The organism is Clostridium sulfidigenes, from assembly GCF_052067195.1.
GTDB lineage: Bacteria > Bacillota > Clostridia > Clostridiales > Clostridiaceae > Clostridium_J > Clostridium_J sulfidigenes.
The window spans coordinates 277897-294296 of the sequence record NZ_JBQHQR010000002.1 but is presented as its reverse complement, the minus strand read 5'-3'; the positions used below and the strand labels follow the sequence as shown (position 1 = coordinate 294296).

Here is a 16400-nt window from a genome sequence, read left to right as displayed (position 1 = left end):
ATAATAGTCCTTCAACTTCAAAAGTAACTCCAAGACTTTATTATAAGATTAAATTCTTTATAATAGAGTCTTTTATTATGCTAATAAACAGAGTTCTTAGCTTCTATGAAGCTTTACTAACAGAAATCATTAGGGGGAGTTACAATGAATAACGTAAAAGAAAGTTTAGATATAAATAAAATTAATAAAGGAAAGAGCGCAGATTACTTAGATAGGATAAAGAAAAATATAAAAATTGATTATATGTATAAGTTTTTATCTTCCATAGATATAAGCTCTGCCATTTGGGTATTATATTTAGCTCATAAAGGCATGTCTCTTATAGAAATAGGACTTTTAGAATCAGTTCACCATATAACCAGTTTAATATGTGAAGTTCCAACAGGAGCCATTGCTGATATTGTTGGAAGAAAGAATACTATAATACTTGGAAGGATAATGTCCGCAATTGGAGCAATCTTAATGCTGTTTTGCAATAGTTTTTTAGGGTTTGCCATTGCCTTTGTAATATCCGCCATATCTTACAATTTAAATTCAGGCTCAGAAGAAGCCTTGGTTTATGACTCCTTAAAGGTTACAGGAGAAGAGGAAAAATACCTAAAGATAAATGGAAATTTAAATTTTATAATTGAAGTAGCTCAAGGAATAGCTGTATTAGTTGGAGGAATATTATCAGATTACTCCTTTACATATAGCTATGGATTAGCATCCATTGTAAGTATATGTGCACTAGGAATTTCCTTTGGATTTAAAGAACCAGAATTTCATGAAGAAGCAAAGGAAAGAGTGACTATAGTAGGTCATTTTAAAAGCTGTTATGAAGTGATGAAATCTAATAAAAAAATTATACTAATAATGATGTTTTTTGAATTAATATTTATGACCGGCACAACTACTCATTTTTATACTCAACAGTATTTTAGTGAAATGGGATACTCTAGAAGTTTCATAGCAATAATCTATGTAATATCAAGTATAGGCTGTGCCATAGGAGCAAAGTTCGCCTATAAAGTAGAAAGAAAATTTAAAAAAGCTATGCTTTATATAGTTCCAATGTTAGGAGGAGTGTGGCTTATAGTTCTTATTAGCAGTAAGAATTTAATTGCTATCATAGGATTTATTATGTTTTCTGTAAGTATAAATATCCTATATCCTGTTAGCTCTGATTATATAAATAAGCTTATCCCATCAGCTCAAAGAGCAACCCTAATATCTGTTCAAAGTATATGCTTCAGTATATTTATGATTATGATATTTCCATTATTAGGGGTCATAGGACAAGTAACTTCATTAAGGGTAGCTTTTATGGTACTTGCAGTGATTCTTTTCATAATAAGCTTTGGGAGCAGAAGAGTTCTAAAGGGGAATAATTGATAATAGGAAAAATGGAATGAGTGAAAAGTTTGCTTAAAATGGAAGACTTCCACGTGAACCTAGTTGCAGTTTAGATAGCACCACCTTTGGAATCTGTTGAAGGGGTAGCAGGATAGATAGAAAAAGAGCAGCATTAACAATTAATTTTTTAAGTTAGTTATTAATGCTGCTCTTTGTTTTGATGCTTTGTAGTTTTCTTCTAGATAGCATTTGACTTTATTTAGTTGACAATTTGATAAGTTAATTTATCATTTGATTTTCTCCCTATTATAATATTTGGCTAATTTATTTATTATGATTATAAGGGTATTAACTGTATAATCTATATCTTCTCTTGTATTATCGAAACCTAGTGTGAACCTTAGTGTTTTATTGCATTGACTGTCATCTAAACCTATAGCCTTTAATACATGGGATGATGTACCATTAAGTTCATTACATGCTGAACCAGAAGATATATATATTCTATTAGTATCTAGTAAAAATCTCAGCATATAACTATCCAAATAACTTAAGTTATTTAGAGTTATACTAACATTATCACATAATCGATTAGATTTATGGCCGTTTAGCTTTGCTTCAGGGATATTTTTTAGTATTTGTGAAATCAATTGAATTTGAAGGGATTTTATATATTGTTGATTTGTATCAATGCGCTTTACGCTTAACTCTAAAGCCTTTCCAAGTCCAACAATATTAGATACATTCTCCGTTCCAGCTCTCATACTATATTCTTGACTTCCACCATGAATTAAGGGATCTATTTTAGTATTATTTTTTATATATAGTACTCCTATGCCTTTAGGCCCATAAAATTTATGGGCTGACAATGACAAGAGATTAGCATTAACTTTAGACAAATTAATGGCTATCTTACCAGCTGTTTGAACTGCATCTGTATGAAAATATACGTTATGTTTTTTCGCTATATTTCCTATTTGTATGATATCTTGAATTGTTCCAATTTCATTATTTGCATGCATTATTGAGATTAATATAGTTTTATCAGTTATACTTGCTTCTAACTGGGCTATAGAAATTAAACCATATTTATTTACAGGTAAATACGTAACTCTAAAACCTTTAGTTTCGAGGTATTTACAAGTACTTATAACTGATGAATGTTCAATCATAGATGTTATTATATGGTTTCCTTTATGTTTATTAGCAAAAGAAATTCCTTTAATGGCCATATTATTAGCTTCACTTCCACCTGATGTGAAGAAAATCTCCTCTTTGTCACAGTTTAATATTGTAGCTATTTTATCTCTAGTTTTATTAATAACATCCCTATTTTTTAATCCTATTGAATAAATGGATGAAGGATTTGCGAAATTTTCTCTTATATAAGGACGCATTTCTTTAAAAACCTCGTCGCTCAATTTAGTAGTAGCTGCATTATCTAAATAAACTGAATCATGTTTACAACCAATAATATTTAAATTTGAGTCTATCTTATCAATATCAAATCCTTCTATTATATTGGAGTTTATATTTATTATAGGTATTAATCCAATGCTTTTTATATAAGGGGGTGCATCATTTATATTTACAGTAGTAAAATTAATATTATTTATAGTTAAATAGTTTATTAAAGCCTTACAATAGAAACAACTATCATCTATATATACATTTATCATTCATTAGTTACCTCCTTGTAATTAGGTTATTCAAATTTTTACTCTTATGTTATATAATATATAATATAATACATAATATAGGAGTTGATTAAATGAATTGTCCTAACTGTAATGTTAAAATAAGTAATAAGCAAAAAATTTTATTATTGTTTAAATCTCATAAATGTAATAATTGTAAAAATATTTTAAAGCTATCAGTAGAAAGTAAATTACTTGCTATTGTACCTCTTTTAATAGCTACATTTATTCCTTTCTATTGGAAAGATACTAATTTTAGAATAATGTGCATTATTATAGCTGTAATTTTAGCAATTCTTATTACTATAAAATTTTCATCTGTAGATAATTGTGATAAGCAAAAGTAGTTTAAAGTAATAAATTCAATATCTTAATATTGAATTTATTACTTTGTTTTTTTGCATATAATATAAATTGAATTAATTAATAGGATCTAATGTATTTAGAGAAAGATAATGTCCATTTCTACCTTTATTAACACATCTTAGATTTAATTTAACCTTATAATAACTATTTTTTGATAAGAGTAGTTTATTAATTTTTTCTGGACTTTGAGATAAGCATTTTGATATTGCACTAGAAAATTCATTCATTGCAACTGAAACTCCCATACCAGCCCAAAAACCTAATCCTGCTCCGGCTATAATTATAGATAGTCTATTAAGATTTTTAAGTGCTTTATCTCTATTTCCAGCACAGAGAGTCCTTAAACTATCTAACTCTGTTCTGTTAAGTGTTACTGTAGTGGTTTTATTTGCAGTACGACAACCACCGTCTCCATATTTAACTATATAATAACTTGCCATAATAAAATTCCTTCTTTCTATATATTAGTTACTGTAACATTATAAATATACCAGCCACTATTTTTTCCGGCATTACGATATTTATAAGTAGTTATTGATTTGAATTTATTTCCATAAGAATACATTAGCAACTTTTTAATTCTTTCAGCTTCGGCTCCTGATTTACTACTTAATATTCTATTTGCCTCAGCTCTATATATTATTGTTTCAACAATTTTTGTATCTCCGTTTCTTGGCATAATAACATTCCTCCTAAAATTTAAATTGTTTATTTTAAAACTTAATCGATTAAGTAATTACACATATAAAGGAGAGTTAAAAAAAAAAATTGTAAACCTAATAAAAAACTTTTTTTGTTTTTTTACTACACAATGTTTTATATTTTTTTATACTTGTCTTTAATTTAGATATTTTTTTAAATTTTCAATAGCTTTTTTATGAATTTTACTTATAGCCTGTCTACTAATAGCTAATTCAATAGCTATTTCTTTATCAGTGAAATCATAGTAGTACTTCTTGATTAAAACATATCTTTGTTTTTCGTTTATAATTTTTTTTAGGACAAGCTCATCTAAAAATATTTTATCTTCAAGTTTGTGATAATCACTAATTGGTACATATAAATCATTTTTTTCATAATATTCACATATAATTTGAGATTTACCAAGTCGATAATATTCTCTATAAAATGAAGTTTTTATATAATTTACCACTGAGCCTTCAGATAAGGTATTAATACTTTCTAATTTAATTGAATAGATCAATTTTATAAAGAATATGGTTAAATCAGTTTTAGCACAGTCATATCCCAATTTATAAGATAAACTGTTTAATATCGGGTCAAATTTAAGTATTAATAATTCCATACTAAACTTATCATAACTTTTAGCTCTTTCTATTAAACTTACTATTGATTCCATTGCATAAATCCTCCTTAAAGATATTGATATAAAGTAAGGAGAAGTTAAAATAGATTAAATGCAACCTATATAGACATAAATTATTACAATCTATGACTATATATTACATTTATTGAAAACATTTAAATTGAATTTTACTTGAAATGTCAAAAAAGCTACAAGAAAAGCTATAACAACCCCTTGCAGCTTTTTAAAAGTATATATTAAGGAAATGGGATATATTGAGTTCAAATATATTATTTGTTTGCATGAAATGTCTATTTTAGGTATTGAAAGTAAAGTTATTATTAAAGTATGTATGGTATAATTTAAATAATAACTATATTAAATATAATTATTTTATGATGAAATATTGTGAGGGGGATATAGATATGAGATTAAGTAGTAAAAATACAATTAAGTTGCTTGTAATTGTGATTTTAATTTTCGGTTGTATATACATTTATTATCCAAGAAGTATTTATTCAAGAATAAACTTTTCTAAATTAGAATCTACAGAAAATATAGAAATAAATGTTATTTCTAAGCAAGGTGCACTTAATGATGGAACTGAAATCTCAGTTTCAAGTGACAAATTACCAGAGCTAATAGAAATATTCAAGAAATATAAGACTACTCATAATTTTTTAAATTTAAAAAATGCTAATAAAAAGGATATATATATTATTAAGTTTAATTATGAAGGGGAAGAGTTAGGATGGATTGGTATAAGTGATGATTATGTAGCTATAAATGAAAATGGAGTTGGAACCAGAGAATATATAACTGCAGGTAGTAAAATAGATTTAAGTATTTTAAATGAACTTTTAAAATAGATACTAAACTAATAACAGAGATAGACTAACCTATTTAAGGTATAGACTATCTCTGTTTCATTAGTTGTACATTTGGTATGAAATAGTAATAACGATTATACTTTTGATAAAGATCTAATAGCCCAGTAATGACCATTCAAGCCTTTATTAATACATCCTAAAGATAGTTTAAGGGTAAAACCGCTACCTGAGTTTGCCATTAAAATGTTAGCTAATGTTTTTGAGTTACTGGTAAAAAAACTTATAATAGAATCAGTTGCAATATTTACACCAATGGTTAATCCTGCTTGTTTTATTGCTGATGCCACTACTGGTGCTAATTTTTCTGCCGCTTTAGAAATTGCCCAAGCTTTAGCTGCATCTTGTGCTGCCATTAGCTGTTGCATCTGAACTAGTTGTTTTCTTGTATAATAAGCATAAACTGTTTTTGAAGAAGATGGACATCTTCCGTCTCCTGCACCAAAATATAATCCCATAATAAAATTCCTTCTTTCTTTTTAATATTTTTATTTTAATACTTAATCGATTAAGTAATTACACTTATAAAAGAGTAATTTATTTTAGATTTGTAAACTTGAAATAAAATTTTTTTATTTATTTTTCATTACATATTGTTTTATATCTTCAACATCTTTTTTTACTTCATCTACTATGTCAAATTTATCTGTAAGTTTTGTTATTATACCTTGATAATTCCTTTCTCTTTCTTCCTGCTTCATATCTCGTGTCTCTTGAGCTTTTAATATATAAAATAATAAAAATATACTGAGCACTGCCCAAATACCTTGGGATAGTGCAGCTTTCAGAATTTCACTCTCCATATTTTATTTTACCTACCTTCATTTAATTTAGATATTTCTTTAAGCTATCAATAGCTTTTCTATGAATCTTATTTACAGCTTGTCTACTTATACAAAGTTCTACTGATATCTCCTCATCAGTACAGTGATAGTAGTATTTTTTTAATAAAACATACGCTTGTTTTTCGTTAAGTACTTTTTTCATTACTAGTTCATCTAGAAATATTTCATATTCAATTTGTACATAATCATTATTATCAACAGTAAAAATATCACTAAACTCAACACTAACAATAGGGGATACTTTATTTAGTTTATAATATTTTCTATATAATCCTTGTTTAATATAATTTACTAAAGCTCCATCTGATGAACTTTTTAGATTTGTTAGCTTAATTTCGTATATCATCCTTATAAAGAATATAGTTAGCTCACTTTTAGCATCTTCGTTTTGAAGTTTTCTTGATAAACTAGTTATTATAGGATCAAATCTAGTTATTAATAATTCCATACTTTCCTTATCAAAGTTTTTAGCTCTTTTTATTAAATTGCATATTGACTCCATCACATATTCCTCCTTAGAAGTTTTGTCTATAATTATTAAAGAGGATTAAATTTGCTAATTGTAAACTCCTCAAAGTACGTATGTGCATTTTTTTTTAGAGGAAAAAAATAATAGGATATTTATAAAAGTTATAAATATCCTACACGGAATTTTCATTTAAGTTTACTTATAAAAGTATAAATAATTTAAAATAAGAAACTTAAGCTATAATTTATACTTTTCAAGCATCTTTCATTCAATTAAAAGTTTATTTTGATATACTTTCAAGGTAACCATTTTAGCATTTGATTTCTGTAATCAAATAAATAAATATGTATAAATTTACATAAGTTAATGCTATAAATATATTAAATTTGTTATTAAATGAAAAATATAATGATATAGTAAAAATATACTAAAACGATTTATTAGAATTGAAGGTGAGATTTTGAAGAATAAACTTATAAAGATTGAATTGACTAGAGCAATTAAAAGTAAAACTATGGCTCTTGTACTTTTTTAGGACTATTAATTACAGTGTCACAAATATTTACATATGTTATCCCAATAGTCAATTTTAATGAAAGGGTTGTGGTGGATAATTATCCAATGGCGTTCCCAATCACCGTATTTCAGACGTTGATTGGTAATATTAATATACTTTCACAGATATATATATTTTTTACTTATTCCGGGAGGATATTTCATGAAAGAAAGGCTTAAAATAATAAAATATTTTATAATTGCTTTATTAATTTTGATACCAGGAATAAAATTGTTTCTTGATTTACAATTTGGAATTACATTATTGAATGATGACAAAATCATTTATACATACATTGCTATCTATTCTATTTTAGCAATAGTTTTAGTATTTATGATGAAAAAATTTTCTTACATGGTGATAACAATTATATTTTTGTTCATTTATGTATTTACATTATATATTGGTAATGGTTTAGATGATAGATTTCGTACTTCAGAAGAATATACCTCACCAAATAATGAAAATATATTAATAGTAAATATTCAAACTTCATGGTACCCAAGTGCTAATGTAAGATTTTATAAAAAAGTAGGCTCTTTCTTTAAAAAAACAATTAAGGCACCTAAAATAGAGGGCGAGTTTAATGATGATCGCGTTATAAGAATGAACATTTCATGGAAAGATGATAATACTGCGGTAATAAGTGGATTTATTGTTAAAAGAAATAGGTATAAACTTGAAAAGATTAAGGAAAATTTTCCAGATAAATGTGACTATGAAATATTAGATAACAATCTGTATTTAAATTTAAAATAGTTAAGGAACTCCATAGAAGTTATTCTATGGAGTTCCTTAGTGTTTATATTATTTTTTTTATAAAAGTCTTATTAATTTACTTATAAAGGTATAAATAATTTTAAAATAAGAAACTTAAGTTAAGATTTAGACTTTTCAAGCATCTTTTATTCAATTAAAAGTTTATTTTGATATACTTTCAAGGTAACCATTTTAATATTTGATTTCTGTAAGCAAACAAATAAATATGTATAAATTGACAGAAGTTAACGCTATAAATACATTAAACTTATTATTTAATGAAAAATATGATAATATAGTAAAAAATATACTAAAGTGATTTATTAGAATTGAAGGTGAGATTTTGAAAAATAAACTTATAAAGATTGAATTGAGTAGAGCGATTAAAAGTAAAACTATGGCTCTTGTACTTTTTTTAGGGCTAGTAATTACAGTATCACAAATTTTTACATATGTTATTTCAATAGCTAATTTTAATGAAAGGGTTGTGGTGGATAATTATCCAATGGCATCCCCAACCACCGTATTTCAGGCATGGATTGGTAATATTAATATACTTCCACAGAGCTATATATTTTTTGCCTTATTGCCATTGTTAGCGGCAATACCATTTGCAGATACCTTTTTTACTGACAGAAAAAGTGGATATATAAAAAATGTTCTTATTAGAACGAAAAAGAAGGATTATTTTTTAGCAAAGTATATAGCTACCTTCATTTCAGGTGGACTAGCTATAACTATACCACTACTTATTAATTTGATTATTGCAGCTATGTTTTTACCCTCATTTGTACCAGAAGTAACTCAAAGTTTTGCAATAGGACCAACACATTTATGGAGTAAATTATTTTTTACACATCCTTATATATATTTAATTGGATTTTTAATGATAGATTTTATTTTTAGTGGATTGATAGCTACTATTGGGTTATCAGTGAGTTTCTTCATTGAATATAGGTTCATGGCGTTAATTACACCATTTATAGTATATATATTTGTTTACACAGTACTAGGTTCTTTTAATTTAGCTAAATATATTCCCTTCTATTTTTTGCAGCCAGGATTTGAAGTATGTAATGGATATGTAGTTTTAGGAGAAATTATTGGATTATCAATCATTACATTTGGTATGTTTTTCTTCAAGGGAGTGAAAGATGATATATACTAATTTAAAAAATTGGACAAAAGAGTTTTTAAGAAATATAAAATGCAACTATCTAATAATCATAGGATATATGATTATTTTAGCTATGATAATTTTATTTCATATTAGAAGTGGAGTATTTACTCATAATATTCAAAGTGTGGCAGATGCATTTATATACGTATCAGCATATTGGTTTTTTGGAATTGAAATTATGATTTTAGCAAATTTTATGCTTTTTAACATTATTAAAGATGACCTAAGGATAAATAGTATTATAAAACAAAAAAGTAGGACTTTATTATGGATAAAGCAGGTATATAAAATAAACTTATTATCTATATTTTCTTCAATATGGATTTCCCTTTGTACTTATTTCTTTGGGGGATTAATGACTACATACTTTATAAACTGGAATAATGTGAATAGTATTTATTTTAAAATAAATAAAACTGTATGTAGCTCTATAAGTTTAAACTATGTAATTACAATGTTTTTATTATGTTCCTTTATCAGAATTGTTCTAATATTAACTATTTCATTATTAATATATTGGATAACAAATAAGAAGATTATAAGCTGGCTGTTTGTTGTAACCTTGGGATTTTTAGAAATTTCAGTGCCAATTGTATGTAAAGTGATAAATATTGATTACACAGCAATTAATAGCATCTATAAATTAATTGTTGGGTGTTCATATGGTATAGTTCTTATATTAATAGCAATAATATTAGGAATTATTCTGGGAAAAAGAAAGGAATTTTATTATGAATAATATAAAATTTGGGGATGAAAAGAAAAAAGGAAGTTTCTTTTTACAGATTAAACATGATTTTTATAAAGGTACTATAGAGGGCTGGAAAAGATATGCTATAGCCCTATGTATATTTGTATTTTTATGTTTTGTATTTCAAATAAGAGCTGAAAAAATTATACAATTTAATAAGATTAGTAAAGAAATCTCTTTTTCAGATTTTATATTATTTATGTTTAGAGGAATGAATGTTTTTGATGGAAATGCAGTTGAATTACAAGATAAGCTGCCTCAATGGTTTTTAGTAAATATATATTTAAGTATTATCATTGGATATTTTCCATTGAAGGATTTAAGTGAATCAGGAATTCAGGTGTTAATTAGAACTAAAAGCAGAGTTTCATGGTGGCTTTCTAAGTGTTTATGGGTCACATATAATGTTCTAATCTATTATGCGATTTCTATCATTGTCATAACAGTTTTTTCACTTTTCCATGGAGGATTATCACTGGAACCATCAAAGGATCTAAATCTGATACTATCAAATCTAGACATTTCGAAGTTTAATTTTAAAGGAATACTCATAGTCGGAATAATACTTCCAGTTATTACATCCATTACTTTTTCATTAATACAATTATTAATTTCACTCTTTACTAATTCAATTATAAGTAACATGTTTATCATTACTGTTTTAACTCTAACACCTTTTTATTGTAATTCATTTTTTATAGGCAATTATTTAATGATATTACGTAGTAATTTAAACATTGGAGACAGTGGAATAAGTATAGTATATGGAATAGTTGTATGTGTAGTATTATCAATAGCAACCATATTTATAGGAGCAAATAAAATTAAAAGGTATGATATTTTAGAAAAGTAATCATTTAAATGAAAAAATAAGGAGCATGAATATGGAGATAGAAGTAAGAAACTTAACAAAAATAATTTCAGGAAATTTAATTCTTGATAATATAAATATAAAAATGACCCGTGGAAAAATATATGGATTAAAAGGGAAAAATGGTTCAGGGAAAACTATGTTAATGAGAGCTATTTGCGGTCTTATTTTACCTACAGAAGGTGAAGTTATAATTGATGGACAAGTTCTTGGAAAGGATATTTCTTTTCCAAACAGCTTGGGAGCCTTAATTGAAAGTCCAGGTTTTATTTCTAATTATTCCGGATTTAAAAATCTTAAAATATTATCAGAAATACAAGGTAAGATAGATGATAATAAAATTAATGAAGTATTAACTATGATTGGACTTGATCCAAAGGAAAAAAAGAAGTTTAAAAAGTATTCATTAGGTATGAAACAAAAGCTAGGAATAGCAGCTGCAATAATGGAAGAGCCTGAGATAATTATTCTAGATGAACCAACTAATGCCCTTGATGAAAGTAGTGTAATATCTTTAAGAAAAACATTACAAAAATATCGTGATGCAGGAGCATTAATAATTATTTCATGTCATGATAGTGAGGAACTAGAATTTTTATCTGATGAAATTTTCTTTATGGAAAATGGAAGGTTAAAACCATATAATAAACGCCAAAAGGAAGGTGATAGTTATGAAGAAGAAAAGTAAAGTAATATCACTGGCTATTATTTTTATTTTAGTTATAGTAATTGGACTAAGATATAATTACATAAACAATAAGTATCCTCAGGCACCTGTAGAAGCGTATAACCTAGGGGATACCTTTGAATATAGAGGAATTACAGTAAAGGTAGAAAAAGCTAAGTTTATATCTGATAATGAAATAAAAAATATGAATCTAGAAGAATCTACTGTTTTTGAGAATGATGAAAGAAAAGCTATTGTAGCAACAGTTAACTTCAAGAATACAAGTAGTAAAGAGCAAAGCATAGAATGTGATTTTTTTGAAGCAGAATCTATTGATTGGCATAATGGTTTAAATTATGAAATGTTTATTGCAATTAATGAAGAAGAGGCAAGTCCAAGCTTAATTTTAGCCCCAAATGAAGAAATCACATTAGATTTACCCTATGAAATGTTTGATTTTCAATATGATAAAAGTAGTTGGAAAAGAATTGAAGAAGTACAATTTCGTTTAACATTAGATATATATCCAGTAAAAAAGTGTGTTAAACTTGAGATTTAGTGTATGCTGGGGGATTAAAAGATGAGGGGAAAAGTGATTTGCAAAATCATTATAGCAGCCATGTTTATTTGCAGTGTCTATATACTTATAGTTAAAGGTATGCCTCTTCCAGGAAAAAATGTTTGGAATAACGAAGAAATAGCAGAGGAAGATGGGGATAACGGTGAGGAAGAAGAAAGAAAAGAAGAAAGTGAATTAAGGCTATATGAAATAGGAGAAGAGATTACATTTGGACCCTATACATATAAGGTTAATTCAGCAATGGAATCAAAAGAAAAAGGAAATTTTCCTGCACCTACAAATTGGTCAGAAACATATACATTTGATGAAAATGGCAACATAACTGGAGATAATTCTTATGTAGTAGTTAATATAACTATTGTTAATAATACAAAAAAAGATAAGGTACTCTACTTAAACAGCATGGGATTAGCAGTATATAAAAATAATAATACTAATGAATGTGATTATAGTGAATGTTTATCTTCAAGTAAACTAGAAGGCTTTGAGAGAAAAGATTATTTTAGAACAGAGCTTCAGCCATCAGTACAATATACCTATGATCTTATATTTATAATTCCAGATGAATCATTAAAAAGCAATGGAGGTCAGCTTTGTATAAGAAGGCAAGATCCCACAACTAGAGAAGAAGATGAAGATAAGATGAGATGTGTAGAAGTAAAATTTCATTAAATGAATATTCATATAAGGAGGTAAAAAGTGAAAGGAAAAATGGGCAAAGTAATTTGCATAATAATTATAGCAGGAATGTTTATTTGCAGTGTCTATATACTTATAGTTAAAGGTATGCCTCTTCCAGGAAAAAATGTTTGGAATAATGAAGAAATAGCAGAAGAAGATGAAGGAAATCTCGAAAAAGAAGAAGCAAAAGAAGAAAGTGAAAAAAGGATTTTTCAAGTAGGAGAAGAGTTTACCTTTGGACCTTATACATATAAGGTGAATTCAGCAATGGAATCAAAAGAAAAAGGAAACTTTCCTGCACCTACAAATTGGAGTGAACGATATACATTTGATGAAAGTGGCAACATAACTGGAGAGAATTCTTATGTAGTAGTTAATTTAACTATTGTGAATAATACAAAAGAAGTTAAGGAGCTCTACTTAAATAGTATGGGATTAGTAGTATATAAAAATAATACTACTACTGAATGTGATTATAGTGAATGCGTCTCTTCAAGTAAATTAGATGGTTTTGAGAGAAAAGATTATTTTAGAACAGAGTTTGAGCCATCAGTAGAATATACCTATGATCTTGTATTTATAATTCCAGATCAATCATTAAAAACTAAGAGAGGGCGACTTGTAATTGAAAGGCAAGATGCCTCAACCAGAAAAGAAGACGAAGATAAGAAAAGACTTGTAGAAGTAAATTTTTAATTTTAATATTAAGCCTTAGAATAGAAAGATAAGAAAAGAAATCCAACGTTGAATTATTCATCAAATATTGTATAGTAAACTATATCAGGAGGTGATTTATATAGAATTTATTACAAAATTTTTTTTTGAAGTTCCAACAGCTATAATTCTTTTAGTAATTAACATATTTTGTATAGTTGGTAGCTTAGTGGCATTTCCTTTGATACAAAAGAGTAGCATGTTAGAAAAAGAAAAAAAATTAGCTACTATTTTGGATACAGTATTTTTGATTTTAAATATGTTTGCCCTATTTGCATTGTTTGCAATAAGTATATTTTTTTCTACTTTTATTTTTGACTCTGTTTTAAAATAGTGTTGATAATATATTATAAGTATGTAATATATTTAATTTAAAAGTCCAGTGATTCGAAATAACTGGACTTTAGTTCGTAATAATTTAAGGTTGTAAACTTATTTTTGAGCCGAAAAAATCTGATACTTTTAAATCTATTTAATTTTACTATGAATAATTCAGGTAATATTAAAGCAGATATTTTTTATGTTCAAGATCAAAATCTCTATTCATATTTTTACAATGCTTTTTTATGAAGGCTTCTGAAAATTCCTCAGGTGTAATCCCAAAGCACATCAATGCATCGTTGTAGAACATCATAACATCAACCATTTCTTCGACAAAAGCAGCTCTAACTGTTTCATCATTCATAATATCATTTTCTCCACGTTTTTTAATTATCGCTATTACTTCTCCCATCTCTTCTATCATCCATAACAAGCTGTTACGACCATTCTCTGCACAAAGAGGAGTCCATTTTTCTTTATATTTTTCCTGTAGTTCCTTTTGCATGGCCATAATTTCTGATAATTTTAAATCTGCCATTTTTCTACCTCCAATAGTTAACTTATAATTATTTACTTATTAGACATATTATATCACGATATCTATTTTGTATTTACTTTTATTGGTGTACAATTAATTTATATTTAGTTTTAGAGCCATGTGAGGAAAATTAAAAAAAGGGGGTATATAACTATGGTGGAATATGGAAGAGGTATAAGATGGTTTAATAATTATAAAGATAAAATTGATTTTTCAAAATCAAACAAATTTGATTTTATGCAAATTTGGTTTAGTAAAGGGGAATTAGTACTTGATAAGGTATTATTTCCTAAAGAAGAATATGTATTAAATTCAAAATTCCCAGTAATAATTCATGCTGTATATGATATTGATGATTATGATAAATATAATAATGAATTGATTAGGATATTAAAATATTTAAATCATACAGAGGTTATTATACATCCCGTATGTAAAAGTCTTATCATAAATTCTCAAACTATAAATCTACTTGCTGACAACATTTATAAAACTAACCAATTATTAAAAAAGAACAATATAAAACTTTATATTGAGAATAATAGTGTAATGGACAAGATTAACTATACACCAAGTGACTTAAAAGTAGTATTTGATAAAAACCCAGATGTTGAATTACTCCTTGATATTGCTCATATAGATGACTATAATCATTTGGAAGAAATACTTAAAGTGAAATTTCCTAAATGCATACATATAGCAGATAAGCATTTTGATATAGAGCATGAACATCTTCCTATTGGACAAGGTGAATTTGACTTTAGGTTAATTTTTGAAAGGTACTTAAAGGACTATGATGGAAAAATCATATTAGAAGTTGTTGATACAGATGAGGAAATTTTAGAATCTAAAAAAATAATTCAAAATATAATTGAAGCTTCGAAGAAGGGAAATACAACTAAGTAAATTAATAATAATGAGGCTACAAAATAGGGCATGAAATATCGAGTGTAAATATATTTATAAAGATACTATTAAATTGGGAGTGAGAAGAATGGATTGGATAAAAAATTTAAATGAGTCTATAAATTATATAGAAGAAAACCTTCATGGGGAAATATCCTATGAAACTATTTCAAAAATTGCTGGATGTTCTGTCTACAATTTTCAAAGGATGTTCTCATATATAGCTGACAAGCCTTTATCCGAATATATAAGAAACAGACGATTAACAATGGCAGCCTTTGATTTATTAAATAGTACAGAAAGAATAATTGATATTTCTTTAAAGTATGGATATGAATCTCAAGATTCATTTACCAGGGCATTTAAAAAATTTCATGGAGTACTACCTTCAAGTGTTAGAAATGAAACTGTACAGCTGAAATCCTGTCCTAAGCTCTCCTTTCAAATTTCAATAAAAGGAGAAAATCATATGAATTATCAAATTGAACAGTGGCCTGAATTTAGAGTAATGGGAGTATCACATAAAGTAAAAACAGCCCAGGCCTTTGAAGTAATTCCTCAGATTTGGGAAAACTCATGGAAGGATGGAACTATGAAAATGTTCCTTGACAACTTTCCCGACTATAGACCTGCAGGTTTTTTAGGAATTGCTCAAGGAGGACAATGGGGAGAGTCGGAAGAAATGGAATACATCATAGCGGTGACAAATCATGTTGATGTACAAAACTGCAAACATGTTCCAGTACTTGAAGGAATGAAGGAGTTTACTTACCCTGCTGCAACATGGGCAATTTTTGAAGCTAATGGAGAACTGCCAGATGCAACTCAGAAGGTTTATAAACAATTTTATAGTGAATGGCTTCCCAATTCAGGATATGAATTAGCTGATCTTCCTGTAATTGAATGCTATATGCAAGAAAATCATCAAGAAGTTTGGATTGCTATTATTAAAAAGTAGAAAATATTAAATA

Annotated in this window: 22 protein-coding genes; 14 read left to right on the top strand and 8 right to left on the bottom strand. The window is 26.9% G+C overall.

The features are described from left to right. Positions 1-144 precede the first annotated feature (144 nt). Positions 145-1374, top strand: a complete 1230-nt coding sequence (locus tag ACTNBA_RS03315; RefSeq protein ID WP_441072574.1) for an MFS transporter — start codon at positions 145-147, stop codon at positions 1372-1374. Positions 1375-1622: 248 nt separating this feature from the next. Here ACTNBA_RS03315 and ACTNBA_RS03310 read toward each other — a convergent pair whose 3' ends face one another. Further along, positions 1623-3014, bottom strand: coding sequence for an IscS subfamily cysteine desulfurase (locus tag ACTNBA_RS03310; RefSeq protein ID WP_441072572.1), 1392 nt, complete (start codon positions 3012-3014; stop codon positions 1623-1625). A gap of 92 nt (positions 3015-3106) precedes the next feature. Between ACTNBA_RS03310 and ACTNBA_RS03305 the strand changes: the two genes are divergently transcribed. Further along, positions 3107-3379, top strand: coding sequence for a hypothetical protein (locus ACTNBA_RS03305; RefSeq protein WP_035131075.1), 273 nt, complete (start codon positions 3107-3109; stop codon positions 3377-3379). A 72-nt stretch (positions 3380-3451) separates the two neighbouring features. On the opposite strand, the gene ACTNBA_RS03300 is transcribed toward ACTNBA_RS03305, so the two are convergent. The 3 genes from ACTNBA_RS03300 to ACTNBA_RS03290 all read right to left on the bottom strand — a co-directional run bounded on the left by ACTNBA_RS03300 (position 3452) and on the right by ACTNBA_RS03290 (position 4758). After that, positions 3452-3838, bottom strand: a complete 387-nt coding sequence (locus ACTNBA_RS03300; protein WP_035131073.1) for a hypothetical protein — start codon at positions 3836-3838, stop codon at positions 3452-3454. 17 nt (positions 3839-3855) lie between these two features. Continuing rightward, a complete protein-coding gene (locus ACTNBA_RS03295; protein WP_441072570.1) occupies positions 3856-4077 on the bottom strand; it encodes a hypothetical protein in 222 nt (73 codons plus the stop codon). Between the two features lie 159 nt (positions 4078-4236). Continuing rightward, positions 4237-4758: an RNA polymerase sigma factor gene (locus tag ACTNBA_RS03290; RefSeq protein ID WP_441072568.1), complete on the bottom strand. Its 522-nt coding sequence runs from the start codon at positions 4756-4758 to the stop codon at positions 4237-4239. A 371-nt stretch (positions 4759-5129) separates the two neighbouring features. Here ACTNBA_RS03290 and ACTNBA_RS03285 point away from each other — a divergent pair, with 371 nt between their 5' ends. Then, on the top strand, positions 5130-5573 hold the full coding sequence (locus ACTNBA_RS03285) for a hypothetical protein (RefSeq protein WP_441072566.1): 444 nt from the start codon (positions 5130-5132) through the stop codon (positions 5571-5573). Between the two features lie 95 nt (positions 5574-5668). On the opposite strand, the gene ACTNBA_RS03280 is transcribed toward ACTNBA_RS03285, so the two are convergent. The 3 genes from ACTNBA_RS03280 to ACTNBA_RS03270 form a co-directional block, all read right to left on the bottom strand. Further along, complete coding sequence (locus tag ACTNBA_RS03280; protein ID WP_441072564.1) at positions 5669-6049, bottom strand: hypothetical protein; 381 nt, start codon at positions 6047-6049, stop codon at positions 5669-5671. Positions 6050-6163: 114 nt separating this feature from the next. Continuing rightward, complete coding sequence (locus ACTNBA_RS03275; protein WP_441072562.1) at positions 6164-6394, bottom strand: BhlA/UviB family holin-like peptide; 231 nt, start codon at positions 6392-6394, stop codon at positions 6164-6166. A 22-nt stretch (positions 6395-6416) separates the two neighbouring features. Continuing rightward, a complete protein-coding gene (locus ACTNBA_RS03270) occupies positions 6417-6938 on the bottom strand; it encodes a sigma factor-like helix-turn-helix DNA-binding protein (RefSeq protein WP_441072560.1) in 522 nt (173 codons plus the stop codon). 685 nt (positions 6939-7623) lie between these two features. Here ACTNBA_RS03270 and ACTNBA_RS03265 point away from each other — a divergent pair. The 9 genes from ACTNBA_RS03265 to ACTNBA_RS03225 all read left to right on the top strand — a co-directional run bounded on the left by ACTNBA_RS03265 (position 7624) and on the right by ACTNBA_RS03225 (position 13998). Beyond that, positions 7624-8220: a hypothetical protein gene (locus tag ACTNBA_RS03265; RefSeq protein WP_035131061.1), complete on the top strand. Its 597-nt coding sequence runs from the start codon at positions 7624-7626 to the stop codon at positions 8218-8220. Between the two features lie 343 nt (positions 8221-8563). Continuing rightward, on the top strand, positions 8564-9388 hold the full coding sequence (locus ACTNBA_RS03260) for a hypothetical protein (RefSeq protein WP_441072558.1): 825 nt from the start codon (positions 8564-8566) through the stop codon (positions 9386-9388). Continuing rightward, entirely contained in the window at positions 9375-10139 is a 765-nt protein-coding gene (locus tag ACTNBA_RS03255; protein ID WP_441072556.1) for a hypothetical protein, read from the top strand. The genes ACTNBA_RS03260 and ACTNBA_RS03255 overlap by 14 nt, the downstream gene beginning before the upstream one ends. Next, the gene (locus tag ACTNBA_RS03250; RefSeq protein WP_441072554.1) at positions 10132-11004 is read left to right on the top strand and encodes a DUF2705 family protein; all 873 of its coding nucleotides are present in this window, start codon (positions 10132-10134) and stop codon (positions 11002-11004) included. The genes ACTNBA_RS03255 and ACTNBA_RS03250 overlap by 8 nt, the downstream gene beginning before the upstream one ends. 31 nt (positions 11005-11035) lie before the next feature. Then, positions 11036-11710, top strand: a complete 675-nt coding sequence (locus ACTNBA_RS03245; protein ID WP_441072552.1) for an ATP-binding cassette domain-containing protein — start codon at positions 11036-11038, stop codon at positions 11708-11710. Next, positions 11694-12248: a DUF5028 domain-containing protein gene (locus tag ACTNBA_RS03240; RefSeq protein ID WP_441072550.1), complete on the top strand. Its 555-nt coding sequence runs from the start codon at positions 11694-11696 to the stop codon at positions 12246-12248. Before ACTNBA_RS03245 ends, ACTNBA_RS03240 begins: the two co-directional genes overlap by 17 nt. A gap of 21 nt (positions 12249-12269) precedes the next feature. Continuing rightward, positions 12270-12941, top strand: a complete 672-nt coding sequence (locus tag ACTNBA_RS03235; protein WP_441072548.1) for a DUF4352 domain-containing protein — start codon at positions 12270-12272, stop codon at positions 12939-12941. Between the two features lie 27 nt (positions 12942-12968). After that, entirely contained in the window at positions 12969-13646 is a 678-nt protein-coding gene (locus tag ACTNBA_RS03230) for a DUF4352 domain-containing protein (RefSeq protein ID WP_441072546.1), read from the top strand. A gap of 67 nt (positions 13647-13713) precedes the next feature. Continuing rightward, entirely contained in the window at positions 13714-13998 is a 285-nt protein-coding gene (locus tag ACTNBA_RS03225) for a hypothetical protein (protein ID WP_441072544.1), read from the top strand. Between the two features lie 168 nt (positions 13999-14166). Here ACTNBA_RS03225 and ACTNBA_RS03220 read toward each other — a convergent pair whose 3' ends face one another. Next, a complete protein-coding gene (locus tag ACTNBA_RS03220; RefSeq protein ID WP_346886750.1) occupies positions 14167-14523 on the bottom strand; it encodes a nucleotide pyrophosphohydrolase in 357 nt (118 codons plus the stop codon). 153 nt (positions 14524-14676) lie between these two features. Between ACTNBA_RS03220 and ACTNBA_RS03215 the strand changes: the two genes are divergently transcribed. Further along, positions 14677-15429, top strand: coding sequence for a sugar phosphate isomerase/epimerase family protein (locus tag ACTNBA_RS03215; RefSeq protein WP_441072542.1), 753 nt, complete (start codon positions 14677-14679; stop codon positions 15427-15429). 88 nt (positions 15430-15517) lie between these two features. Next, a complete protein-coding gene (locus ACTNBA_RS03210; RefSeq protein WP_441072540.1) occupies positions 15518-16387 on the top strand; it encodes an AraC family transcriptional regulator in 870 nt (289 codons plus the stop codon). Positions 16388-16400 lie beyond the last annotated feature (13 nt).